The following is a 23,642-nucleotide window of genomic DNA, read 5'->3' on the forward strand; positions in this document are numbered from 1 at the left end:
CTGAACTGGGTGATTGATGGGTGCCGCTTATCATCTGGCAACCCGCGGCATTGCAAAGAACCGCCGCGGGAATGACAATGCGAGGAATTATCAGACTCACTCCTGGCTCTTCATGTCAGCCCTCGACTCACCTCAGCGCACCGTCATCCACACGCTCTACAGCGACCATCATGGTTGGCTGAAGACGTGGTTGCGCGGCCGCCTCGGCAATGCCAGCGATGCTGCGGATTTCGCCCACGATACCTTTGTGCGGGTCATCCAGCGCTGCGACCTGAGCGCCATCGATACGCCCCGCGCGTTTCTGCGTACCGTCGCCCGCGGCCTGGTGATCGACCACTGGCGCCGTGAAGAGCTGCAGCGCGCCTGGCTGGAGAGCATCGCGCACCTTTCGGACGCGGAAGCGCCCTCGCCGGAATCCCGGGAGTTGGTGCTGGAGCTGCTCGAACGCATCGCGTTGATGCTCGACGGCCTCAAACCCCGGGTTCGCACCGCCTTTCTGCTTGCCCAGTGCGAAGGCCTGTCATACCGGGAAATCGCCGAGCGTCTGGGTGTATCGGTTCGCTCCGTAGAGCGCTATATCGCCGACGCGCTGTATCACTGCTATCTGCTGCGCTATGGCGAAGATGCATGAGCGACCTGACCAACAAGGATGCCGAAGCACGCCGGGTCAAGCAGGCGATCGGCTGGCTGATGCGCCTGCAGCAGGACGACGCCCCCGCGCTGCGTCGCCAGTGCGAGCAGTGGCGACGCGAGGATGCCGGCCACGAACGCGCCTGGCAGCGGGTCAGCGGCATGCATGCCGAGTTGAGCCAGGATCTGCGGACCCTGCCGGCAGGCACCGTCGATACGCTGGAAAACTCGGCCATGCGTCTGCGCCGTCGACAGGCACTCAAGCTGCTGTCGCTGACTGCCGTGGCAGGTGGCAGTGCCTGGCTGGCCAAGGATCTGTCCATCGTCCAGCCGCTACTGGCGGACCAGGCAACCGCCGTGGGCGAACATCGCCACCTGGCCCTCGGCCACGGTGACGAACTCGACCTCAACACCGACACCGCCGTGGATGTACGCCTCGACGACAGACAGCGCCTGATCGTCCTGCGTCAGGGCGAACTGTTCGTCAGCTGCACAGCCAACAGCCGGCGTCCCTTGCGGGTCAGTACCCCGTACGGATCGTTCGAGGCTCAGGCGGGAGCCGAGCCGGCCACCCGCTTCGGCCTGCGCATACGTGATGGCGGTATCAACCTGCATGTCGAACAGGGTCAGGTCGCGGTGGCCGGGCTGCCCACCTTTCTGGCTACTTCCGGAAATCGTTACCGGGTCGCCGATGGCCGCGCTTCAGCGTTCGAGCGTGACGATATGGACCCCTCCGCCTGGCGCGAGGGGCTGATCGTCACCCGCGACATGCGTTTGCAGGATTTTCTCGACGAGGTCGGCCGTTACCGGAACGGTCATCTCGGCTACACCCGCAGCGTTGCCGATCTGCGCCTGTCCGGCGTGTTCCGTCTCGGCGATACGGATGAACTGTTGCGGGTCATGGCGCAGACCCTGCCGATTCGCGTGCAGTACATGACGCGCTGGTGGGTTCGGGTGGAAGCGGCCTGACGCCAGCCACTTCGCATCTGCGCGCAGGCTGAAAAGAGCGTCGTTCTCGCGCTGAAAAAAGTTGGAAAAAACTGTCGGCTTTTCCGACACGGTTCGGCAAGGAATCAGAACCATTCCTATTCATAGCCGTTCCGTCGACAGTGAGCCCCATGCAACCACGCTTAAACGCCGCCCGCCTCACCCCGCTCAATCGCGCCCTGCGCCACGCCCTGTTCGGGGCAGCTCTGGGCTTCGCCGCTGCCCCAGCCACCCTGCTGGCGGACGAGCCCGGTAGCACTGCCAGCGTTAAGCGTTATTCGATTGCTGCCGGGCCGCTGGCCGATGCCCTCAATCAGTTCGCCCGTACCGCCGGGATCACCCTGGCCACGACCCCGCAGCAAACCGCCGGCAAGAACTCGCCGGGCCTGCAAGGCGAATACGAGGCTCATGAAGGGCTGAACCAGTTGCTGCAAGGCAGCGATATGGAAGCCCTGAACCAGGGCAATGGCAGCTTCATTCTCAGCCAACGCCTGGACGTCGGCAGCGCCATGGAGCTGGGCGCGACAGCAATCAGCAGCACCGGCCTGGGCGGCACGACCGAAGGCAGTGGCTCGTACACCACCGGGGCGGTCAGCATCGGCAAGACGCCGCAGTCGCTGCGCCGCACCCCACAGTCGGTGACGGTACTGACCGAACAGCGCATGAAGGATCAGAACCTGACCAACCTCAAGGAGATGCTCCAGCAGACACCTGGCGTGGTGGTCGACCAGACCGATAGCGAGCGGGTGAACTACTACTCCCGGGGCTACCAGATCGACGCCCTGCAGTTCGACGGTGCCACCCTGAACATCGATTCGCGCAATGGCAACTTCATCCAGCCGGATGTCGCCACGCTCGATCACGTGGAGGTGCTGCGTGGCGCCAGCGGCATGCTACGTGGCTCCGGCAACCCGTCCGGCACCGTGAACATGGTGCGCAAACGCCCGACACGCGACTTCCAGGGGTCAGCGAGTTACACGGCTGGCTCCTGGGAAGCGAACCGCTACACCGCCGATATCTCCGGCCCATTGACCGAGGGCGGCGCCATCCGTGGACGAGTCATTGCGGTGCACAGCGACAAGGACTTCTTTCAGGACGCACGCATGGAGCGCAAGAACGTGCTCTATACCGTGCTGGCAGCAGACCTCACTGACAGAACCACGCTGACAGGTGGTTTCGAATACACGGAAATGGATGCAACGGGTGCCTGGGGTGGCCTGGTGCCTGACTTCGATGGTTCGCCATTGCCGTTCTCGCGCTCGACTTTTCTGGGCGCGAACTGGGCACGCTGGGACCGTACCAACGCACATACCTTCATCGAACTCGAGCATGCCTTCGACAGCGGCTGGAATCTCAAACTGAACGGTAATCGCAGCCGTCTCGCCTACAAGGATCACGGTTTCCAGCAGACCTCGCTGGCAAGATCGGTGGGCGCTACCAACCCTTACCTGTGGGACGTCAACTACAACTTCAGCGATGGTGGTGGCAGAACCAACTACAGCAACCTCGGGGCCGTGCTGGATGGCCCATTCAACGTGCTCGGGCGTGAACATCGACTCACCGCCGGCGCGGAATGGAACGAAGCGGACGCCATCGGCAACGAGTCCGTGTGGGGCTATAACGCCCGCGGGGTAGATGTACGCAATTGGAATCCGTCGACGGTCAACAAAGACCGTATCAACCCGACGGTGAATCCTCAGGCGCATACCATCACGACTCAGAAAGCCACCTACGCGAGCTTGAACCTGTCGCTGGCCGACCCGCTGAATGCCATCATCGGCGCACGGTTGAACTGGTACGACTTCGATAACCAGAACAGCACAACGGGCGACTACAAGGTCACCCAAGAGGTCGTCCCCTACGCCGCGCTGATCTACGACCTGACCGCAAACATCAGTGCCTATACCAGCTATACCGAAATATTCGCGCCACAAACCAGCTACGACACCTCGGGTTCTCTGCTTGAGCCCATGACGGGTGAAGTCTACGAACTTGGGCTGAAGGGCGAATTCTATGAAGGACGCCTGAACAGCTCCATCGCGGTGTTTCGTACCAACCTCATAGGCAAAGGCCTGCAGGACGCCGAAGCTCTCGCAAATGGCATTACCTGTCAGCCCACGTTTGCACAGGGTTCCTGCATGAGCGCATCGGGCAAAAGCCGTAGTGAAGGCGTCGAACTGGAAATTTCTGGCGAGGTGGCGCCGGGCTGGCAAGTCACAGGCGGATACACTTACACCACCAGCGAGTATCTCAAGGATAGCGCCGCCAATACCGGAAATGCCCTTCGCACCACCGACCCCAAACACCTCATGCGTCTGTTCACCTCGTACAAGTTGCCGGGCCAACTGTCCAACTGGACGGTAGGCGGCGGCGTTCAGACCCAAAGCGACACCTATGCAACCAATACAGCGAGAACCGCCCGTGCCGAACAGGGAGGCTATGCGGTGTATAACGCCATGCTCGCTTACCGCTTCAACGAGCACTACTCGGCACAACTCAACGCCAACAACGTTTTCGACAAGTATTACTACGAGAAGATTGGCGTAACCGGCGCCAACTACTACTACGGCGAACCCCGCAACTTCGCCGTGACCCTGCGCGGCGAGTTCTGATCGCCCTCCGCTCTCGTGCCCTGGTACGGGAGCGGCTCACCTGGCAGCCGTACTTACGGAGTCACTTGCCCGGTTTGGGCACCTTTTCCAGACGATGCAGTTCGCCAATCAGGCAGTGTTCGGCAAAGCCGCTGCCGTCGCTCGATACGATGCGGTCCAGGCGTGTCAGCAATCCCACGGTCGTGCTGAACCCCAGACCATTGCTGACGTTCAGGTTGCGGCACGGTCGCGAGAAGGTGACCAGATAGGATCGTCCGGGCCCGTCACCGAGGATGATGTGGGTCTTGTCCAGGTACTGCCATCCGTCGATATCGAAGCGCTGCAGCGCATCCACCACTTCGCCCTGCCGGTAGCCGAGGCTGGCCAGGCGTTGCTCCAACGGCAGATTTTCATCTCGCGCCGGCGATTGCGCACAGGCACCGAGCAGGAGCGTCAGCAGCGTGATAGCGCCACAGCCGATTCGGGACATACGAGAGTTCCTGGAGAGGTGTCGACTCAGCGTCGAGCATAGCCGCAGCCACTTCAATATTGAACAAACCTGACAGAAACGCCTGATCGTGATCCGCTTTTGCTAAGGTACGCCGCCGCTGCACAAGGGCACTCTCTCGCAGCGGGTTTGACTGAAAGCTGAGGAACGCGATGAAAGAGCATTACGACGCCACTCTCGAATGGCTGAAAAACTACCCCGAACTGCACACCCTGATCAGCCTGAGCCTGCTGATCCTCGGCGCCTGGATCGCCAACTGGATCGTCAAGCGCATCCTCGTGCGCGGCCTCTATCGGGTACTGCGCTCGACCACGGTCGGTCAGGACAAGGCCCTGGCCGACTCCCATGTCGTGCGACGCCTGGCCAACATCGTGCCGGCGATGATCCTCGCCAGTGGCATCAAGGTGGTCCCGCATCTGCCCGCTGCCGCGGTCACGGTGGTGAACAACGTCTGCAGCGCCTTCATCATCCTGACCATCGCCCTGGCCATCGGCGGCGTGCTGAATCTGGTCAACACCCTCTACCAGCGCCGACCGAATGCGCACCTGAAGCCGGTCAAGGGCTACATCCAGGTCGTCACCATCGTCATCTACGCCATCGCCGCGATTCTGATGGTCGCGACGCTGATCGACCGCTCGCCGCTGATCCTGCTCTCCGGTCTCGGAGCCATGGCTGCGGTACTGATGCTGATTTTCCAGGACACACTGCTGTCGCTGGTGGCCAGCGTACAAATCTCCTCCAGCGATATCGTCCGTGTCGGCGACTGGATCGAGATGCCTCAGCTCAATGCCGACGGCGACGTGATCGACATCGCCCTGCACACCGTCAAGGTGCAGAACTGGGACAAGACCATCACCACCATCCCGACCAAGCGCTTCATCAGCGATCCGTTCAAGAACTGGCGCGGCATGCAGGAGTCCGGTGGCCGTCGCATCAAACGCAGCATCTATCTGGACCAGACCAGCGTACGTTTTCTCAGCCCAGACGAAATCGCTCACCTGCAGCGCTTCCTGCTGCTCGGCCAATACCTGAGCAGCAAGCAGAGCGAATTGCTGAGCTGGAACACCGAGCTGGCCGAGGCCGCCCAGGAGCCGGCCAACACGCGCCGGGTCACCAACCTCGGTACCTTCCGTGCTTACGTCGAGCATTACCTGCGTCAGCACCCGGGCATCAACCAGAACATGACGCAGATCGTCCGTCAGTTGCAGCCCACCGCCGACGGCCTGCCGCTGGAGCTTTACTGCTTCACCAACACCGTGGCCTGGGTGCCATACGAGGGCTATCAGTCGGATATCTTCGATCACCTGCTGGCGATCCTCCCGGAATTCGGTCTGCGCGTGTTCCAGCACCCGAGCGGTGCCGACATGCGCGAGCTGCGTCCGGTACTCGATGCCGGAAACTGAGCAGCAAGACGCGCCTGCTCATGGCACGCAATGCAGCAGCTGAAAAAACACAGATAGCGCAATAAAAAACCACCAAGGGTCTCACCTTGGTGGTTTTCACCAATTTCCCAGACAGGCTTGCCAGCTTTCCCCTCACTGGTTAGGGTTAGCCACATGAATGTCTCGCAAACCCTCATCCTCCTCCGGCAACACGCCAATCTCTGCCTGGTCGCCCAGCGACTGCGCTAGGGTCTGTTGGCGGCCAAGCACGTCGGCAAACCCGCTCCCCGCTTATCCCTCTTCATCTTTTTGTTTTCAGTTCGGCCGTTGCCGGCCTTCGTCTTCAGGAATTTTCCATGAGCATGCTCAAAGACCCCTCGAACAAGTATCGCGCCTTCACCCCGATCAACATTCCGGATCGCACCTGGCCGGACAAGATCATCGACCAGGCGCCGATCTGGCTGTCCACCGACCTGCGCGATGGCAACCAGTCGCTGATCGAGCCGATGGATGCCGAGAAGAAGATGCGCTTCTTCAAGTGCCTGCTCGCCGTGGGTCTGAAGGAAATCGAAGTGGGCTTCCCGTCCGCCTCGCAGACCGATTTCGACTTCGTGCGCGAACTGATCGAAGGCGGCCACATCCCGGATGACGTCACCATCCAGGTACTGACCCAGGCTCGCGACGACCTTATCGAGCGCACCTTCGAATCGCTCAAGGGCGCCAAGAAGGCCATCGTTCACTACTACAACGCCTGCGCGCCAAGCTTCCGCAAGATCGTCTTCAACCAGGACAAGGCTGGCGTCAAGGCCATCGCCGTGGCGGCCGGTACCACCATCAAGCGCCTGGCCGAGGGCGCACCGGAAACAGCATGGGGTTTCGAGTACTCGCCTGAAGTATTCAGCTCCACCGAAATCGACTTCGCCGTCGAGGTGTGCAACGCGGTGATCGACGTGTTCCAGCCAACCCCGGCGAACAAGCTGATCCTCAACCTGCCGGCCACCATCGAGAACGCCACGCCGAACAACTACGCCGACCAGATCGAGTGGTTCGGCCGGCACGTCGACAAGCGCGACAGCGTGCTGATCAGCCTGCACACCCACAACGACCGTGGCACGGGTGTGGCTGCTACCGAGCTGGGCCTGATGGCGGGCGCCGACCGTGTCGAAGGCTGCCTGTTCGGCAACGGCGAGCGCACCGGCAACGTCTGCCTGGTGACCGTGGCGCTGAACCTCTACACCCAGGGCATCGACCCGCAACTGGACTTTTCCGACATCGACGCCGTGCGCAAGGTGGTCGAAGACTGCAACCAGATTCCGGTGCACCCGCGTCACCCCTATGTCGGTGACCTGGTGCACACCGCCTTCTCCGGCTCTCACCAGGACGCCATCCGCAAGGGCTTCGCCCAGCAGAAGGAAGGCCAGATCTGGGAAGTCCCGTACCTGCCAATCGACCCGGCCGACATCGGCCGCGATTACGAAGCGGTGATTCGCGTCAACAGCCAGTCAGGCAAAGGTGGCATCACCTTCCTGCTCGAGCAGGAATATGGCATCAACCTGCCGCGTCGCATGCAGATCGAGTTCAGCCAGGTGGTTCAGGGCGAGACCGATCGCCTGGGCCTGGAAATGACGGCCGGACAGATTCACGGCCTGCTCGAGCGCGAGTACCTGCAAGCCAAGGCGCCTTATGAGCTGAAAGGCCATCGCCTGCAGGAAGAGAACGGCGACAGCAACGTCGAGGTGCAAGTGCAGGTGGACGGCGCCGTGCAACGCTGGAGCGGTGCTGGCAAGGGTGCACTGGAAGCCCTGGTGTCGAGCGTACCGTTGGCGGTGGAAATCATGGACTACCACGAGCACGCCATCGGCGGTGGCGCCAACGCCAAGGCGGCCTGCTACATCGAGATCCGTCTCGACGGCCAACGTCCACTGCACGGCATCGGTATCGACGAGAACATCACCACCGCGAGCTTCCGCGCTCTGTTCAGCGCACTCAACCGCGCCATTCGCCAGGCCGACGGGAAAACCCAGGCAGCCTGACGCTCGGCCGCCAATGCACAAAGGGACGCCTGGCGTCCCTTTGTCGTTTCTGGAGCGATGGTTCTGTGGCCTATTGCGCTTTGGCCGGTTTCACCTGCCGCTGCAGGGTGTTGCCGAGGAAGAATGCCGGGGACTGCCAGCGGGCGATGAACATCAGCACCAGGCCGAGCAGCAGAATCACCACGGCGATCACGAACACCAGGCCGAGGCCGGCGATGTGCGAGCCGCTGCCGAAGTCTGGTGACATGCTGTCGAAGGTGGTCTGCCAGAAGATGATCGACAGCATCACCGCCCCCAGCAACGGGCACAGCCCACGCATGAAGAAGTGGCGCACGCTGTCGAACAGGCTGTGGCGGAAATACCACACGCAGGCGAAGGCGGTCAGCGCGTAGTAGAAGCAAATCATCATGCCCAGGGCGGTGATGGTGTCGGCCAGCACGTTCTCGCTCAGGGTGCGCATGGTCACGTAGAACACCGCCGTGGCGATGCCCGCAGCGATGGTCGCGTAACGTGGCGTCTGCGAAAGCGGATGCACGCTGGCGAAGCGCTTCGGCACCGCCCGGTAATACCCCATCGCCAGCAACGTACGCGCCGGTGAAATGAAGGTGGATTGCAGCGACGCCGCCGTGCTCGCCAGTACCGCGATGGACATCAGGATCGCCAACGGCCCCATGACCGGGCCAGCCAGGTGGGCGAAGACGTTTTCCTGGATCTGCGCATTGCCCAGGCCCAGACCGGTATCGCCGGTGCCGGCGAACTGCAGGGTAGCCGCCGCGGTGAACAGGTAGAGGGCGAGGATCAGCAGCACGGTGATGGTCGCCGCGCGCCCAGGCACCTTCTCGCTGCCCACCGACTCTTCGCTGACCGTCAGGCAGACATCCCAGCCCCAGAAGATGAAGATCGACAGCGACAGACCCGCTGCGAAGGCAGAGAACGAGTCGATGTTGAACGGGTTGAACCACTCGGGATGGAAGACCACTGGCGAGCTGTCCGGCGCAGCGGCGAAGGCGGCCAGCGCGAAACCGATCAGCACCACCAGTTGCAGGGCCACCAGCGTGTACTGCACACCCATGGTCATGCCGATGCCCCGGCAACAGACCCACACGGCCATGGCGATGAAGATGCAGCAGGTGACTATGTTCACCAGCAGGTTCTGGGTAAGGTCCGCCAGCCAATCCAGCCCGGTCAACTGGGCGAGAAACAGGTAGAAGAAGTCCACCGCGATGCCCGCCAGATTGGAAAGCACGATGGTCGTGGCGGTAACCAGCCCCCAACCACCGATCCAGCCGATCATCGGCCCGAATGCCCGTGCCGACCAAGTGAACGAGGTGCCGCTGTCCGGTTCGGCAGCGTTGAGCTCCCGGTAACCCAGCGCCACCAGCAGCATCGGCAGGAAGCCGACGATGAATACCGCCGGCAGGTAAACACCGACTTCGCGGACGGTGGGGCCGAGGGCGCCGGTCAGCGTATAGACCGGCGCGATGGTGGAAATGCCCAACACCACGCAGGCCAGCAGCCCGACCTTGCCTTGCGCCAGCCCCTTGGAAGAGGCTCCGGTGGCCGCTAGCGGGCTTCCCTGAACGGTCGATGATTCACTCATAAGCCTCTGCCATCATTTTAGAATTGTTCGTCAGAGCGCCTCGAACCCGGCAGGGTTCAGGCGGATTCAGCGTGTTTGGCGGGTCTTCGCATACACCTGGCAGGCATCGCGAAATGCCTGGAACAGCTTCAGCGACTCGGGGTTTTCGCTGAAGCGCCACTCGGGGTGCCACTGCACGCCGATCAGGAAGCCTGGTGAGCCCGGTATCGACACCGCCTCGACCAGGCCATCCGGCGCCTGGGCCTCGATGCGCAGACTGTCGGCCAGACGATCGATGCCCTGGCTATGCAGGGAGTTGACCTGAAACTGCGACGGCAAGCCGATGCGCTCGAACGCTCCGCCCGGCTGCACGGTGACCGCATGCTGTGGCGCGTACTGCTCGGCGACCGATTCGCTCTGCGGCTCGCGATGGTCCAGATAACCCGGCAGGTCCTGGACCCGCTGGTGCAGGGTGCCGCCAAGGGTCACGTTGAGTTCCTGGAAGCCGCGGCAGATGCAGAACACCGGCACGCCCTTCTCGATCGCCAGGCGCAGCAGCGGCAAGGTATTGGCATCGCGACGAGGATCGTGCTGAGTACCCTCGATGCTCGGCGTGCCCTGGTAATGACGGGGCTCGACGTTGGAAGGCGAACCGGTGAACAGGATGCCGTCCAGTTGCGCGAGCAGTTGATGCGGATCGCTCGGCGTGCTGCGCGCTGGCAGTACCAGCGGCAGGCCGGCGTAAGCCGCGGCCTCGACGTATTTGTCGCCGACGGTGTGCGAATCGTACTTGCCAAGTTGCTGCCGGCAGGCAGTAACGCCGATCAGGGGCATGCGGGTCATGTTGTTCTCTCCGGAAAAGCCTGCCGACGGATCACGTCGGCAGGCGCAGCATCAGATACCGAGGCGATCGCGCAACTGGTAATAAACGGCGCCCAGGGCCGTGAACGGCACCCGCAGCAGCTGCCCGCCTGGGAACGGGTAATGCGGCAGGCCGGCGAACGCGTCGAAACGCTCGGCTTGGCCGCGCAGTGCTTCGGCCAGCACCTTGCCGGCCAGGTGCGTGTAGGTCACGCCATGGCCACTGCACCCCTGGGAGTAGTAGATGTTGTCGCCGATGCGACCGACCTGCGGCAGGCGCGACAGGGTCAGCAGGAAGTTGCCGGTCCAGGTGTAATCGATCTTCACGTCCTTGAGCTGCGGGAAGGTCTTGAGCAGCTTGGGTCGGATGATCGCTTCGATGTCCGCCGGGTCGCGGGCGCCGTAGACCACGCCGCCGCCGTAGATCAGGCGCTTGTCGGCGCTGAGGCGGTAGTAGTCGAGCAGGTAGTTGCAGTCTTCCACGCAGTAATCCTGCGGCAACAGACTATGGGCCAGCTCGTCCGACAGCGGCTCGGTGGTCAGCACCTGAGTGCCGCAGGGCATGGATTTGGCTGCCAGTTCCGGCATCAGCCCGCCCAGGTAGGCGTTGCCCGCCACCACCACGAACCTGGCCTTCACCTGCCCGTTCGGTGTGTGCACCACCGGCTGCGGGCCACGGTCGATGCGGGTCGCCGGGCTCTGCTCGTAGATCGCACCGCCCAGGGATGCCACCGCAGCGGCCTCACCCAAAGCCAGGTTGAGCGGATGGATATGACCGCCGCTCATGTCCAGCATGCCGCCGACATAGCGCTCGGTGCCGACCACTTCGCGAATGCGGCGCTCGTCCATCAGCTCCAGCTGGGTATGGCCGTAGCGCTCCCACAGCTTCTTCTGCGACTCGAGATGGCCCATCTGCTTGTCGGTGATGGCGGCGAACACGCCACCATCCTTCAGGTCGCACTGGATGCCGTACTTGGCGACCCGCTCACGGATGATGCGCCCGCCTTCGAAGGCCATCTCGCCGAGCAGCTGTGCCTGGCGTGCGCCGACCTGGCGTTCGATGACGTCGATATCGCGGCTGTAGCTGTTGACGATCTGCCCACCGTTGCGCCCCGAGGCGCCGAAGCCGACCTTGGCGGCTTCCAGCACGATCACGCGAAAGCCATGCTCGAGCAGGAACAGCGCCGTGGACAGGCCGGTATAACCGGCGCCGATGACGCAGACATCCGTCTCGACGGATTCGCCGAGCGCGGGGTAATCGACTCGCGGATTGCGCGAGGCGGCGTAGTAACTGTCGACGTGTTGAGTCATGTGAAACTCCCTAGGAACTCCAAAGTTTCCGCTCCGCATAGCCATCCCATCGGGCGCCGATACCAGCGCATCTGTTTGCAGAAACAGGCGCGAGGCAGGTCACCCGAGGTCGCTAGAGCTTGATCCAGGTGGCTTTAAGTTCGGTGTACTTGTCGAAGGCATGCAGCGACTTGTCACGCCCGTTGCCCGATTGCTTGAAACCACCGAACGGTGCGGTCATGTCGCCACCGTCGTACTGGTTCACCCACACGCTGCCGGCCCGCAGTGCCCGCGCGGTGCGGTGCGCCCGGGAGATGTCGCGCGTCCAAACGGCAGCGGCCAGGCCATAAGGCGTGTCGTTGGCGATGCGTACCGCTTCCTCGTCGCTGTCGAAGGTGATCACCGACAGCACGGGGCCGAAGATCTCTTCCTGGGCGATGCGCATGGCGTTGTCCACGCCGTCGAAGATCGTTGGCTGCACATAGCTGCCGCCGGTTTCCTGCAGGGCACGCTCACCGCCGCTGATGATCACCGCACCTTGCTGGCGACCGGCCTCGATGAAGCCGAGCACGGTGTCCAGATGGCCGTCATCGACCAGGGCGCCGACACGCGTCTGCGGATCCAGCGCATGGCCGGGCTTCCAGCGTTGCAGGGCCTCGACCACCATCGGCAGGAAGCGCTCCTTGATGGAGTTTTCCACCAGCAGCCGCGAGCCCGCCACGCATACTTCGCCCTGGTTGAAGGCGATGCCAGCGGCAGCGGCCTCGGCGGCGGCCTGCAGATCCGGTGCATCGGCGAAGACGATGTTCGGGCTCTTGCCGCCCGCCTCCAGCCACACGCGCTTCATGTTCGACTCGCCGGCGTAGATCATCAGTTGCTTGGCGATTTTCGTGGAGCCGGTGAACACGATGGTGTCGACGTCCATGTGCAGCGCCAGCGCCTTGCCAACCGTATGGCCATAACCGGGCAACACGTTGAACACGCCAGCAGGAATACCGGCTTGCAGCGCCAGCTGGGCGATACGAATAGCGGTCAGCGGCGACTTCTCGGACGGTTTGAGAATCACCGAGTTACCGGTAGCCAAGGCTGGCCCTAGCTTCCAGCAGGCCATCATCAACGGAAAATTCCACGGCACGATGGCCGCCACCACGCCGACCGCTTCGCGGGTAACCAGACCAAGCTGGTCACGGGGCGTCGGCGCCACCTCGTCATACAGTTTGTCGATCGCCTCGGCGCTCCAGCGGATGGCGTTGGCCGCCGCCGGCACGTCGATGCTCAGCGAGTCGCTGATCGGCTTGCCCATGTCGAAGGTTTCCAGCAGCGCCAGCTCCTCGGCATTGGCCAGCAACGCGTCGGCGAAGGCGATCAGCACACGCTTGCGCTGCGCCGGGGCCTGATGGGCCCAGTCGCCACGCTCGAAACTCGCGCGGGCAGCCCTGACGGCCAGCTCGGCGTCCTCGGCCATGCAACTGGCCACGCGGGCCAGGTGACGACCGTCCACCGGGCTGACGCTGTCGAAGGTCGCGCCGCCCACGGCGTCGCGGTAGGCGCCGTCGATGAAGGCACGCGCCTCGATGTCCAGACTGCGGTAGCGCTGCTCCCAGTCCTGGCGGGTAGTGATTGTCATGCTCGCCGCTCCGTCAGACCGTGTGCAGGTACCAGTTGTATTCGAGGTCGGAGATGGTCGTCTCGAACTCGTGCATTTCCGCTTCCTTGCAGGCGACGAAGATGTCGATGTACTCCGGGCGGATGTACTTGTTCATCACTTCGCTGTCGTCGAGCTGGCGCAGGGCATCACGCAGGTTGTTCGGCAGGCTCTGCTCCAGTTGCTCGTAGGAGTTGCCCTCGATCGGCTCGCCCGGCTCCAGCTGGTTGGTCAGGCCGTGGTGAATGCCGGCGAGAATCGACGCCATCATCAGGTACGGGTTGGCATCGGCGCCGGCTACCCGGTGCTCGATGCGGATGGCGTCGCTGCTGCCGGTCGGCACGCGTACCGCCACGGTACGGTTGTCCAGGCCCCAGCTCGGCGCGTTCGGCACGTAGAACTGGGCGCCGAAGCGGCGGTACGAGTTGACGTTCGGGCACAGGAAGGCCATCGAAGCCGGCATGGTTTCCAGGATGCCGGCGATGGCATGGCGCAGCGGTGCGTGCTGTTCCGGGTCATCGGTGGCGAAGATGTTCTGGCCGGTCTTTTTGTCGAGCAGCGAGATGTGCACGTGCAGACCGTTGCCCGCCTGGCCCGGATAGGGCTTGGCCATGAAGGTCGAGTCCATCTCGTGGTCGTAGGCGATGTTCTTGATCAGGCGCTTGAGCAGCACGGCGTAGTCGCAGGCCTTGATGGCATCTTCGACGTGGTGAAGGTTGACCTCGAACTGCGCCGGGGCACTTTCCTTGACGATGGCATCGGCCGGCAGATCCTGCTCCTTGGCGGCTTCGAGCATGTCCTGCAGGCAGTCGACGTACTCGTCGAGGTCGTCGATCAGGTAAACCTGCGTGGAGATCGGGCGCTTGCCGGAAATCGGCGAACGCGGTGGCTGCGGACGGCCGTTCACGTTCTCCTGGTCGATCAGGTAGAACTCCAGTTCGAAGGCGGCGCAGATGGTCAGGCCCAGTTCGTCGAACTTCTCCACCACCTGACGCAATACCTCACGGGGGTCGGCGAAGAACGGCTTGCCGTCCAGTTCGTGCATGGTCATCAGCAGTTGCGCGGTCGGGCGCTTCTGCCAGGGTTCCTTGCACAGGGTGTCGGGGATCGGGTAGCAGATGCGGTCGGAGTCGCCGATATCCAGGCCAAGGCCGGTGCTTTCGACGGTCGAACCATTGATGTCCAGCGCGAACAACGAGGCAGGCAGGTTGATGCCTTTCTCATACACCTTGTGCAGGCTGGCGCGTTCGACACGCTTGCCACGCACGATGCCGTTCATGTCGGTGATCAGCAGATCGACGTACTGGATCTCCGGATGATCCTTGAGGAAAGTGTTCGCCTCGTTGAGCTGGACGACACGTGGGGTTACCGAAGTCATGGAAAATCATTCCTTTTGGCTCGGCGCGCCCGCGGAAGACATCTCACGAGCCTGGCGCCTCATTATTCTGGGTAATTGATTCTAGGCAACGCCCTGAGTATAAGTGGGCGCATACGCAACCGATACTGGCATTCAGACAATTCATGATTGCATCGACGCAATACCAGATCAGCCATGCCGACCTCGCTCTCGTACTCGCTCTAGTGCGCGGACGCTCCCTGGCGCGAGCCGCAGAGCAGTTGCATGTCGACGTATCAACGGTATTTCGCGCCATCCGCAAGCTGGAAGCCAGCCTGGGCGTGGCGCTGTTCGAGAAAAGCCGCCGCGGTTACATGCCGACTCAGAGCGCCCAGGCCCTGGCGGAACAGGCAGAACGTGCGGAACAGGCCCTGGATGCGGCGCGCATCGCCCTGCAACATGGCGAGAAGGTGATCAGCGGTACCGTTCGCCTGACCTGCACCGACGCCGTGCTGCAGAACCTGCTACTGCCCAGCCTGGCCGAGCTGATGCCGCGTTATCCGGCGCTGGCGCTGGAGCTGGCGACCACCAACACCTTCGCCAACCTCAGCCGCCGCGACGCCGACATCGCCCTGCGCCTGTCCAACGCACCGCCCGAGCATCTGGTTGGCCGGCAACTGGGGCACACCGCCTATTACATCTGCGGCCGTCCCGAGCACCGCGAAGCATTCGTGCAGGCACCCACCTCGGTGCCGTGGATCGCCCCCGACGACTCAATGCCCGACCACATCACCGTGGCCTGGCGGCATCAGGTGCACCCCAGTCTGGTGCCGCGCTACCGCTGCAGCAGCATGTCGGCGGTGGCCACGCTGGTACAGGCAGGCCTGGGTGTCGCCGCCCTGCCCGACTTCATGGCCCGCAGCCTGGAAGGCGTGCAGCGCCTGAGTGACGCCTTGGCCGACTGCGACACCGACCTATGGCTGCTGACCCGCCCCGACTGCCTGGCCCTGCGCTCGGTACAGACCCTGTTCGACCAACTCACCCCACTGCTGCGCGCACGGCTCAATACGCGATAAACCCAAAGACCTAGCCCGTGTTGAAACCCTGCACTCGGCAACGTAAACCACCCCGTGGGAGCGGGCCATGCCCGCGATTCGCGCGCACTGCGCGCTCCCACACGGCTTTATCGCTCTCCACCCCCTCCGCTTGCCACGGGATATCGCTTACCGGACGCGGCATTCCCATCCAGAGCGGGAGGAACGAACCAAAGCAAAAGACGCAGCCTGGATTGAATATCGCGCACTCTGCAACGCAAACCATCCCGTGGGAGCGGGCCATGCCCGCGATTCGCGCGCACTGCGCGCGCCCACACGGTTTTATCGATCTCCCCCCTCCTCGCCCTTGCCACGGGATATCGCTTACCGGACGCGGCATTCCCATCCAGAGCGGAAGGAACGCGCCGATTTCAAAGACGCGGCCTGGATTGAATATCGCGCACTCAACAACTCAAACCACTCTGTGGGAGCGGGCCATGCCCGCGATTCGCGCGCGCGGCGCGCCAACGAGAACGGGGCAACCATACTCACGTGAGGAACGATCCGAACGGCATTCGATGGAGGATCAGGACAGAGCGCAGCAGGATTGTGCAATCGACATTCGAGCGTCCAGCGCTACGCTTGTCACCCCCCGCGGCATACGCAGCCGCATTGCAAACGATAGGAATTGCCCATGACCACCATTCTCGGCTACGCCGCCCAGGACTCCAGCAAACCTCTCGCGCCCCATCGCTTTCAGCGCCGCGCCGTCGGTACCCACGACGTGCAGATCGACATCCTCTACTGCGGCGTCTGCCACTCCGACCTGCACACCGCGCGCAACGAGTGGAAGAACACCCTCTACCCATCGGTACCGGGCCACGAGATCGTCGGCAAGGTCACCGCAGTGGGCAGCGCGGTAACGACCTTCAAGGTCGGTGATCTGGCTGGCGTCGGCTGCATGGTCGACAGCTGCCAGAGCTGCTCGTCCTGCTCCGAAGGCCTCGAGCAGTACTGCGAGAACGGCTTCACCGGCACCTACAACGGCCCGGTATTCGGTGGCGAAAACACCTTTGGTGGCTACTCCGACAACATCGTCGTCGACCAGAAATTCGTCCTGCGCATCAGCCACAGCGACAACCTGGCTGCGGTCGCACCGCTGCTGTGCGCGGGCATCACCACTTACTCGCCGCTGCGCCAGTGGAACGTCCAGCCCGGCGACAAGGTCGGTGTGGTCGGCCTTGGTGGTCTTGGCCACATGGGCGTGAGGATCGCTGCCGCCATGGGCGCTCATGTGGTGCTGTTCACCACCTCGCCGAACAAGCGTGAAGATGCCCTGCGCCTTGGCGCGGCCGAAGTGGTGGTGTCGAAGAACGCCGACGAGATGGCCGCCCACGCCAACAGCTTCGACTTCATCCTCAACACCGTCGCCGCGCCGCACAACCTTGACGCCTTCCTCGGGCTGCTCAAGCGCGACGCCACCATGACCCTGGTCGGCGCCCCCGACTCACCGCACCCGTCGCCGGAAGTGTTCGGGCTGATCTTCAAGCGCCGCCGCCTGGCCGGCTCGTTGATCGGCGGCATCGCCGAGACCCAGGAGATGCTGGATTTCTGCGCCGAACACGGCATCGTTTCGGAAATCGAGATGATCGATATCCAGAACATCAACGAAGCCTACGAGCGCATGCTCAAGAGTGACGTGAAGTACCGCTTCGTGATCGACATGGCCTCCCTGGCCAAGGACGAGCACGCCGCGTAACGCAGGCCAATCGCCACCCGCCACCGGCCCGGTCTCGCCCTCGCGAACCGGGCCGGTCGCGTTTCTGCGGTATGCCTGCGTGCGGCCAGGGCGTTTACCAGGCGAACCTCGCAGACGGTCGGGCGGTCACACGCTGACGCCCCATCAACTCGAGGAGCATTAGATGTCCAAACGCACTCTCGGTCAGTCCGGCCTGCAGGTTTCGCCCATCGCCTTCGGTGGCAACGTATTCGGCTGGACGCTGGACGAAGCGCAGTCCTTCGCCATGCTCGATGCCATCGTCGACAACGGCCTGGACTTCATCGACACCGCGGACATGTACTCGGCCTGGGCCCCCGGCCATCAGGGTGGCGAGTCGGAAAGCATCATCGGCAAATGGCTGAAACGCAGCGGCAAGCGCGAACGTATCGTGCTGGCGACCAAGGTCGGGATGGAAATGGGCCACGGCGGCGAAGGCCTCAAGGCGGACTACATCCAGAAAGCCGTGGAGGACTCGCTCAAACGCCTGCAGACCGACTACATCGACCTGTATCAGGCCCATCAGGACGATGCCGACACCCCTCTGGAAGAAACCCTGGGCGCCTTCTCCCGCCTGATCGAACAAGGCAAGGTGCGGGTGATCGGCGCTTCCAACTACAGCGGCGAGCGCTTGCGCGAAGCGCATCAGGTGGCGCAGCGCCTGGGCGTGCCGAGCTACCAGAGCCTGCAGCCGCACTACAACCTGCACGAACGCAAGACCTATGAAGAGGAACTGGAGCCGGTGGTGCAGGAACTCGGCATCGGGGTGATCAGCTACTTTTCCCTGGCCAGCGGCTTTCTCACCGGCAAGTACCGCACCCGCGACGATATCGCTGGCGCCCGCGCCGAGATGGTCAAGAGCTACATGGATGAACGCGGCGTCACCATCCTCTCCGCGCTCGATGAGGTCGCCGCAGCCCGTGACGCGACGCCAGCCCAGGTTGCCCTCGCCTGGCTGATCGCCCGCCCGAGCATTACCTCGCCCATCGCCAGTGCCACATCGAGCAGGCAACTGGCCGATCTGGTTGCCGCCACCCGCCTGCACTTGAGCGCCGACGAAGTGACCATGCTCAACCAGGCCAGCGCGTACTGAGGCAATGAAGTAAAAGCGCCGTTGCCGTAGGACGGCGTCGAGTGAAGCGATACCCGTCAAGGGCTACTTGCAAGGCCTGATGGGTATCGTCGCTTCGCTCCTCGATCTACGCGGCCCGACCCATCCTGCGGATGGTCGATTCGATGCGCTTTTGACGATCGTTCCCACGCTCTGCGCAGGAGCCATTTCCGGGCGTTGCGTGCAACCTTCCTGATTCAGCGAAACTCGAACGGATCGGCATCCTGATGAGCTGGAAAACGCTCGCGATAGGCAGCCAATGCGGCGCCATCCAGGCGCTGATGGAACACGCCGGCCTTGTCGTGAGCATCGAGCAGGCTGTCGCCCTGGAAGTCCAGCACCTGGGAGTCGCCGCTGTAGGGGTGATTCTTGCCATCCACACCGATGCGGTTCACCGCGGCCACGTAGCACAGGTTCTCGATGGCTCGGGCCGGCAGTAGCCGGTTCCAGTGCAGGCGCCGCGCCGCGGGCCAGTTGGCGGTATAGAGCAGCAGGTCGGTGCCCTGGGGATCACGGCTCCAGACCGGGAAACGCAGGTCGTAGCAGATCAGTGGCCGCACTCGCCAGCCCTTGACCTCGAACACCACCTGGCGGTCACCCGCCGCATAGTGCTCGTGTTCACCGGCCATGCGAAACAGGTGGCGCTTGTCGTAATGCGCCAGCGAACCATCGGGTCGCGCCCACAGCAGGCGGTTGCGATAGCTGCCATCGGCGGCCTGGATGATCAGGCTGCCGGTGATCACCGCGCCGATCCGCCTTGCCTGCTCGCTGAGCCAGCGGCTGGTGGGGCCATCTTCCGGCTCGGCCAGCTCGGCCGACTGCATGGAAAACCCGGTGCTGAACATCTCCGGCAGTATCACCAGTTCGGCGCCAGCAGCCTGTTGCAACTGCGCTTCGAAATGCCTGCGATTGGCCTCGGGATCGTGCCAGGCGAGGTCGCTCTGGATCAGCGCCAGTTGCAGATTGGTTGCTTCGCTCATCAATGCCTCTCTTGCTGGATGCGGATCCGTGCGATGTGAATAAAGCTGCGTTGCCCAGCTGTAGGAGCTGCGACCCCGCAGCGATTATCGTCACGCCCACGATTCTGCGTGATGGCCACCACCATCGCGCCGGGGGCGACGCTCCTACCGTTCGTCTTCCCCGCGGCGCAACTATATCTGCCGTAGTTTTTCCGCTGCCTGGCGCAAGGTCTCTTCACGCTTGGCGAAACAGAAACGCACCAGACGCTGCGCCGGATCCGGCGTCTGGCAGAACACCGACACGGGAATCGCCGCCACGCCATGCTCACGGGTCAGCCATTGGGCCATGGCCACGTCGTCCAGATCAGGGCGGATCGCCGAATAGTCGGCCAGTTGGAAATAGGTGCCCGGCGTGCGGCTGAAGGTGAAGCGCGAGCCCCCCAGCAGGTCGCAGAACAGATCGCGCTTGGCCTGGTAGAAGCCGGGGAGCTCGTCCACATGCTCGGGGCAGGCGGCCATGAAGTCGGCCAGCGCCCACTGCAGCGGGGTCACGCCGCAGAAACTGACGTATTGATGAACCTTGCGCAGCTCGGCGCTCAGCGCGGCTGGCGCCACCACGTAACCGGTCTTCCAGCCGGTGACGTGATAGGTCTTGCCGAACGAGCTGACCACGAAGGCGCGGGCATAGAGTTCGTCATGGCTCAGCACACTGGCGTGCTGGCGACCATCGAACACCAGGTGCTCGTAGACTTCGTCGCTGATCAGATAGATGTCGCGGTCGCGGATCAACGCGGCCAAACGATCCAGCTCTTCACGGCTGATCAGCGCACCGCTGGGGTTGTGCGGTGTATTGAGGATGATCAGCCGGGTACGCGGGCTCAGCGCCGCTTCCAGCCGTTGCCAGTCGATGGCGAAATCGCCGCTGGCCAGCGGGACGTGCACGCAGCGGCCGCCGGCCAGGGTGACGCCCGGGTCGTAACTGTCGTAGCTCGGGTCGAAGACGATCACTTCGTCGCCGGGATGAATCAGCGCCTGGATCGCGCAGAAGATCGCCTGGGTCGCGCCGGGCGTGACGGTCACCTCACTGTCCACACCGACCTGGCGGCCATACAGGCGCGCGATCTTCAGGGCGATCTGCTCGCGCAGCGCCGGCAGGCCGGTCATCGGCGCGTACTGATTGTGCCCGGCAGCGATGTGCCGGTTGACGGCCTCGCGCAGCGCCTCGGGGCCATCGTAATCGGGAAAGCCCTGGGACAGGTTGATGGCGCCGGTCTGGGCGGCGAGCTGGGACATGGTGGTGAAGATGGTGGTGCCGATCGACGGCAACTTGCTGGTGAACATCGCAGCGTCCTGGGCAATTGAGGCAGACGCCGAGGATAGCCGATGGCGTGAAGCCCACGCACCCGGTAATAATCGCAGGCCAACCGATGAGAAGCCCATGAACGTCGAAGACCTGCGCCTGTTCGTCACCACCCTCGACACCGGCAGTTTCACCGCAGCCGCCGATGCCCTCGGCGTCACCAAGCAGTACGTCAGTCGGCGTGTCGCCGCGCTCGAGGCGCTGCTCGGCGTGCGCCTGCTCAACCGCACCACGCGGCGCCTGCAGGCCACCGAACTGGGCGTGCTGCTGCATGACAAGGCCACCACCATCCTGGCCGACCTGCGCGACGCTCAGGAACTGGTGTCGGCCCAAGGGGCTTCACTGCGCGGCACTCTGCGGGTCAGTGCGCCGATGACCTTCGCGACCCTGCACCTGAGCCACCTGTTGCCGCAGTTCATGCAGCAGCATCCGCACATCAATCTGGAAATAGACCTCAATGACCGCGCCGTCGACCTGCTCGCCGACGGCTACGACATGTCGATCCGCATCGGCACCCTGGAAGACTCCAGCCTGATCGCCAAGCGCCTGACCGACATGCAGACCATTCTCTGCGCCAGCCCGGCCTATCTCGACGAACGCGGCACGCCGGAGAACCTCGATGATCTGCAGCCGCATGCCTGCCTGCTCTACGGCCATAGCCGGCATGTCGAATGGCGCCTGCGCGATCAGGGCAAGGCCCGCAACCTGACCATGCGTGGTCAGCTGCGCGCCAACAACGGCGAACTGATCCGTGATGCAGCCATCGCCGGCATGGGCATCGCCTACCTGCCCACCTTCATCATCGGGCAGGCGCTGGAAAGTGGCGCACTGGTTCCCATACTCGAGACGCATTGGCCGGCGCCGGCGGCGGTCTACGCGGTGTACCCGCAACACCGGCAGACTGCCAGAGCGGTGCAGGTGTTCTCGGATTTCATCAAGGAACAGATTCAGCACATGGGCGGCTGACCCTGACGCAATAGTCAACCCAAAGAAGACAATAAGTCCATTTACAGCAAGTTAATCAATCCACAGATAGTCAGTAGACTTCCCCCATGCAGCCGAATCAGGCAGCGATCATCAACAGGAGGATTCATCATGCTGGCTATCCGTAAATCGACCGATCGTGGCCACGCCAACCATGGCTGGCTCAACTCCTTTCACACCTTCTCTTTCGCCAGTTACAACAACCCGAAAGAAAGAGGTTTCTCGGACCTGCTGGTCATCAACGATGACACCGTGGCTGCCGGTCAGGGCTTCGGCGAGCATCCGCACCGCAACATGGAGATCTTCTCCTATGTGCTGCAAGGTGCTCTCGAGCACAAGGACAGCCTGGGTACCGGCTCGGTGATCCGCCCTGGCGACGTGCAACTGATGAGCGCAGGAACCGGTGTTTCGCACAGCGAGTTCAACCACTCGCGCAGCGACTCGGTGCACTTTCTGCAGATCTGGATAGTGCCGAGCGAGCGCCAGGCCGAGCCACGCTACCAGCAGGAGCACTTCAGCGAGGCGCAGAAACGCGGCCGCCTGCAGTTGATCATCTCGCCGGACGGCGCCGATGGCTCGCTGACCGTGCGGCAGAGTGCGCGGGTGTATGCCGGGTTGTTCGACGGCGCCGAGCAGGCTCAGTTGCAGCTCGACGAGAACCGCTATGCCTACGTTCACGTCGCTCGCGGCAGCGTCGAACTGAACGGACAGCCGCTGCAGGCAGGCGATGGCGTACGGCTGCGCGATGTGCGTGATCTGCACCTGAGCAACGGCGAACAGGCCGAAGTGCTGGTGTTCGATCTGCGCCCCAACGAACTGCCGTCGCTGTACTGACAGGCAGTAGCCCGGCGTCGAGCGGCGATACCTGGGGGATTCCCCTGGGTGTCGCTGCCCGCTTCGGTAGCCTTGGGCAGACCAGATACCGCCTCCCGGGTTTCGCTTCGCTCTACGCCAGGCTACCGATACCAATGGCGGCTCTTGTCGCGATCCCCTAGGCGCTCCTATACGCCTGCCTTAGAATGAGCCTCCGCCGCCCGCCGGCCATCCGCTCAGTCGAAATCCCATGCGTTGGTTGCTCGCCTTCACCCTGCTCTCTCTGACCTTCGCTGGTCAGGCTGCCACCGCGCCTGCCTCCCCCGCCGCGACCGTCGACAAGATCCTGGTGGAAAAGTCCCAGCGTCGGCTGTACCTGATCGGCCAGGGTGAAACGCTCAAGTCCTATCGCATTTCCCTGGGCAAGCAGCCGCTCGGTGCCAAGCAGCGCGAAGGCGACCTGCGCACGCCGGAAGGCTTCTACTGGATCGACTGGCGCCGCAAGAGCGAGAACTACCAGCTATCCATGCACATCTCCTACCCCAACGCCCGCGATCAGGCCCAGGCCAAAGCCGCCGGGGTGAAGCCGGGCAGCATGATCATGATCCACGGTACGCCAGTGGACGACGAATACCCTGAGTGGTTCTTCCACACGCTGGACTGGACCGAAGGCTGCATCGCCATGAAGAACGCCGACATGCGCGAGGTCTGGGGCCTGGTGAAAGACGGCACGCTGATCGAGATTCGTCCCTGAAAGGGCGT

At 63.2% G+C, this 23,642-nt stretch carries 19 protein-coding genes; 11 read left to right on the forward strand and 8 right to left on the reverse strand.

Translation table 11 applies throughout. The annotated features are described in order from the left end of the window. The first annotated feature begins 112 nt into the window (after positions 1 to 112). The 3 genes from FHR27_RS13050 (at position 113) to FHR27_RS13060 (ending at position 4,229) form a co-directional block, all read left to right on the forward strand. Entirely contained in the window at positions 113 to 631 is a 519-nt protein-coding gene (locus FHR27_RS13050) for a sigma-70 family RNA polymerase sigma factor (protein ID WP_042551944.1), read from the forward strand. Further along, the gene (locus tag FHR27_RS13055) at positions 628 to 1,599 is read left to right on the forward strand and encodes a FecR domain-containing protein (protein WP_042551945.1); all 972 of its coding nucleotides are present in this window, start codon (positions 628 to 630) and stop codon (positions 1,597 to 1,599) included. The genes FHR27_RS13050 and FHR27_RS13055 overlap by 4 nt, the downstream gene beginning before the upstream one ends. A gap of 149 nt (positions 1,600 to 1,748) precedes the next feature. Next, a complete protein-coding gene (locus tag FHR27_RS13060; RefSeq protein ID WP_179538763.1) occupies positions 1,749 to 4,229 on the forward strand; it encodes a TonB-dependent siderophore receptor in 2,481 nt (826 codons plus the stop codon). Positions 4,230 to 4,290: 61 nt separating this feature from the next. Here the strand turns inward: FHR27_RS13060 and FHR27_RS13065 are convergent, their stop codons facing one another. Further along, positions 4,291 to 4,698, reverse strand: a complete 408-nt coding sequence (locus tag FHR27_RS13065) for a DUF6491 family protein (RefSeq protein ID WP_042551947.1) — start codon at positions 4,696 to 4,698, stop codon at positions 4,291 to 4,293. A 170-nt stretch (positions 4,699 to 4,868) separates the two neighbouring features. Between FHR27_RS13065 and FHR27_RS13070 the strand changes: the two genes are divergently transcribed. Next, positions 4,869 to 6,119, forward strand: a complete 1,251-nt coding sequence (locus FHR27_RS13070; RefSeq protein ID WP_042551948.1) for a mechanosensitive ion channel family protein — start codon at positions 4,869 to 4,871, stop codon at positions 6,117 to 6,119. Between the two features lie 335 nt (positions 6,120 to 6,454). Then, complete coding sequence (gene leuA / locus FHR27_RS13075) at positions 6,455 to 8,131, forward strand: 2-isopropylmalate synthase (protein ID WP_179538764.1); 1,677 nt, start codon at positions 6,455 to 6,457, stop codon at positions 8,129 to 8,131. A 70-nt stretch (positions 8,132 to 8,201) separates the two neighbouring features. Here the strand turns inward: leuA and FHR27_RS13080 are convergent, their stop codons facing one another. The 5 genes from FHR27_RS13080 to FHR27_RS13100 form a co-directional block, all read right to left on the reverse strand. Then, on the reverse strand, positions 8,202 to 9,731 hold the full coding sequence (locus tag FHR27_RS13080) for an APC family permease (RefSeq protein ID WP_042551950.1): 1,530 nt from the start codon (positions 9,729 to 9,731) through the stop codon (positions 8,202 to 8,204). Between the two features lie 66 nt (positions 9,732 to 9,797). Next, entirely contained in the window at positions 9,798 to 10,553 is a 756-nt protein-coding gene (locus FHR27_RS13085; protein WP_179538765.1) for a gamma-glutamyl-gamma-aminobutyrate hydrolase family protein, read from the reverse strand. A 51-nt stretch (positions 10,554 to 10,604) separates the two neighbouring features. Continuing rightward, positions 10,605 to 11,882 (reverse strand): NAD(P)/FAD-dependent oxidoreductase, encoded by a 1,278-nt coding sequence (locus FHR27_RS13090; RefSeq protein WP_179538766.1) that lies wholly within the window; start codon positions 11,880 to 11,882, stop codon positions 10,605 to 10,607. A 112-nt stretch (positions 11,883 to 11,994) separates the two neighbouring features. Further along, entirely contained in the window at positions 11,995 to 13,488 is a 1,494-nt protein-coding gene (locus FHR27_RS13095; RefSeq protein WP_179538767.1) for an aldehyde dehydrogenase, read from the reverse strand. Positions 13,489 to 13,501: 13 nt separating this feature from the next. Further along, entirely contained in the window at positions 13,502 to 14,884 is a 1,383-nt protein-coding gene (locus tag FHR27_RS13100; RefSeq protein ID WP_042551954.1) for a glutamine synthetase family protein, read from the reverse strand. Between the two features lie 143 nt (positions 14,885 to 15,027). Here FHR27_RS13100 and FHR27_RS13105 point away from each other — a divergent pair, with 143 nt between their 5' ends. The 3 genes from FHR27_RS13105 (at position 15,028) to FHR27_RS13115 (ending at position 18,746) form a co-directional block, all read left to right on the forward strand. After that, complete coding sequence (locus tag FHR27_RS13105; protein ID WP_179538768.1) at positions 15,028 to 15,918, forward strand: LysR family transcriptional regulator; 891 nt, start codon at positions 15,028 to 15,030, stop codon at positions 15,916 to 15,918. A 652-nt stretch (positions 15,919 to 16,570) separates the two neighbouring features. Continuing rightward, positions 16,571 to 17,635: an NAD(P)-dependent alcohol dehydrogenase gene (locus FHR27_RS13110; protein ID WP_179538769.1), complete on the forward strand. Its 1,065-nt coding sequence runs from the start codon at positions 16,571 to 16,573 to the stop codon at positions 17,633 to 17,635. Positions 17,636 to 17,798: 163 nt separating this feature from the next. Then, on the forward strand, positions 17,799 to 18,746 hold the full coding sequence (locus FHR27_RS13115) for an aldo/keto reductase (protein ID WP_179538770.1): 948 nt from the start codon (positions 17,799 to 17,801) through the stop codon (positions 18,744 to 18,746). Positions 18,747 to 18,961: 215 nt separating this feature from the next. Here FHR27_RS13115 and FHR27_RS13120 read toward each other — a convergent pair whose 3' ends face one another. Beyond that, the gene (locus FHR27_RS13120) at positions 18,962 to 19,744 is read right to left on the reverse strand and encodes an amidohydrolase (RefSeq protein WP_179538771.1); all 783 of its coding nucleotides are present in this window, start codon (positions 19,742 to 19,744) and stop codon (positions 18,962 to 18,964) included. Positions 19,745 to 19,915: 171 nt separating this feature from the next. Continuing rightward, complete coding sequence (locus FHR27_RS13125) at positions 19,916 to 21,064, reverse strand: pyridoxal phosphate-dependent aminotransferase (RefSeq protein WP_179538772.1); 1,149 nt, start codon at positions 21,062 to 21,064, stop codon at positions 19,916 to 19,918. A 97-nt stretch (positions 21,065 to 21,161) separates the two neighbouring features. Between FHR27_RS13125 and FHR27_RS13130 the strand changes: the two genes are divergently transcribed. The 3 genes from FHR27_RS13130 to FHR27_RS13140 all read left to right on the forward strand — a co-directional run bounded on the left by FHR27_RS13130 (position 21,162) and on the right by FHR27_RS13140 (position 23,634). Next, positions 21,162 to 22,049 carry a LysR family transcriptional regulator gene (locus FHR27_RS13130; protein ID WP_179538773.1) on the forward strand — a complete coding sequence of 296 codons (888 nt, stop codon included), beginning with the start codon at positions 21,162 to 21,164 and terminating at the stop codon, positions 22,047 to 22,049. A 129-nt stretch (positions 22,050 to 22,178) separates the two neighbouring features. Then, the gene (locus FHR27_RS13135) at positions 22,179 to 22,901 is read left to right on the forward strand and encodes a pirin family protein (protein WP_179538774.1); all 723 of its coding nucleotides are present in this window, start codon (positions 22,179 to 22,181) and stop codon (positions 22,899 to 22,901) included. Positions 22,902 to 23,130: 229 nt separating this feature from the next. Continuing rightward, a complete protein-coding gene (locus FHR27_RS13140) occupies positions 23,131 to 23,634 on the forward strand; it encodes a L,D-transpeptidase family protein (protein WP_179538775.1) in 504 nt (167 codons plus the stop codon). Positions 23,635 to 23,642 lie beyond the last annotated feature (8 nt).

Origin of the sequence: Pseudomonas flavescens (assembly GCF_013408425.1) — a bacterium.
Classification (GTDB): domain Bacteria; phylum Pseudomonadota; class Gammaproteobacteria; order Pseudomonadales; family Pseudomonadaceae; genus Aquipseudomonas; species Aquipseudomonas fulva_A.

Coding starts and splice junctions, on each gene's coding strand:
- FHR27_RS13050 (WP_042551944.1), top strand. CDS start 113: ATGTCAGCCCTCGACTCACCTCAGCGCACCGTCATCCACACGCTCTAC.
- FHR27_RS13055 (WP_042551945.1), top strand. CDS start 628: ATGAGCGACCTGACCAACAAGGATGCCGAAGCACGCCGGGTCAAGCAG.
- FHR27_RS13060 (WP_179538763.1), top strand. CDS start 1,749: ATGCAACCACGCTTAAACGCCGCCCGCCTCACCCCGCTCAATCGCGCC.
- FHR27_RS13065 (WP_042551947.1), bottom strand. CDS start 4,698: ATGTCCCGAATCGGCTGTGGCGCTATCACGCTGCTGACGCTCCTGCTC.
- FHR27_RS13070 (WP_042551948.1), top strand. CDS start 4,869: ATGAAAGAGCATTACGACGCCACTCTCGAATGGCTGAAAAACTACCCC.
- leuA (WP_179538764.1), top strand. CDS start 6,455: ATGAGCATGCTCAAAGACCCCTCGAACAAGTATCGCGCCTTCACCCCG.
- FHR27_RS13080 (WP_042551950.1), bottom strand. CDS start 9,731: ATGAGTGAATCATCGACCGTTCAGGGAAGCCCGCTAGCGGCCACCGGA.
- FHR27_RS13085 (WP_179538765.1), bottom strand. CDS start 10,553: ATGACCCGCATGCCCCTGATCGGCGTTACTGCCTGCCGGCAGCAACTT.
- FHR27_RS13090 (WP_179538766.1), bottom strand. CDS start 11,882: ATGACTCAACACGTCGACAGTTACTACGCCGCCTCGCGCAATCCGCGA.
- FHR27_RS13095 (WP_179538767.1), bottom strand. CDS start 13,488: ATGACAATCACTACCCGCCAGGACTGGGAGCAGCGCTACCGCAGTCTG.
- FHR27_RS13100 (WP_042551954.1), bottom strand. CDS start 14,884: ATGACTTCGGTAACCCCACGTGTCGTCCAGCTCAACGAGGCGAACACT.
- FHR27_RS13105 (WP_179538768.1), top strand. CDS start 15,028: ATGATTGCATCGACGCAATACCAGATCAGCCATGCCGACCTCGCTCTC.
- FHR27_RS13110 (WP_179538769.1), top strand. CDS start 16,571: ATGACCACCATTCTCGGCTACGCCGCCCAGGACTCCAGCAAACCTCTC.
- FHR27_RS13115 (WP_179538770.1), top strand. CDS start 17,799: ATGTCCAAACGCACTCTCGGTCAGTCCGGCCTGCAGGTTTCGCCCATC.
- FHR27_RS13120 (WP_179538771.1), bottom strand. CDS start 19,744: ATGAGCGAAGCAACCAATCTGCAACTGGCGCTGATCCAGAGCGACCTC.
- FHR27_RS13125 (WP_179538772.1), bottom strand. CDS start 21,064: ATGTTCACCAGCAAGTTGCCGTCGATCGGCACCACCATCTTCACCACC.
- FHR27_RS13130 (WP_179538773.1), top strand. CDS start 21,162: ATGAACGTCGAAGACCTGCGCCTGTTCGTCACCACCCTCGACACCGGC.
- FHR27_RS13135 (WP_179538774.1), top strand. CDS start 22,179: ATGCTGGCTATCCGTAAATCGACCGATCGTGGCCACGCCAACCATGGC.
- FHR27_RS13140 (WP_179538775.1), top strand. CDS start 23,131: ATGCGTTGGTTGCTCGCCTTCACCCTGCTCTCTCTGACCTTCGCTGGT.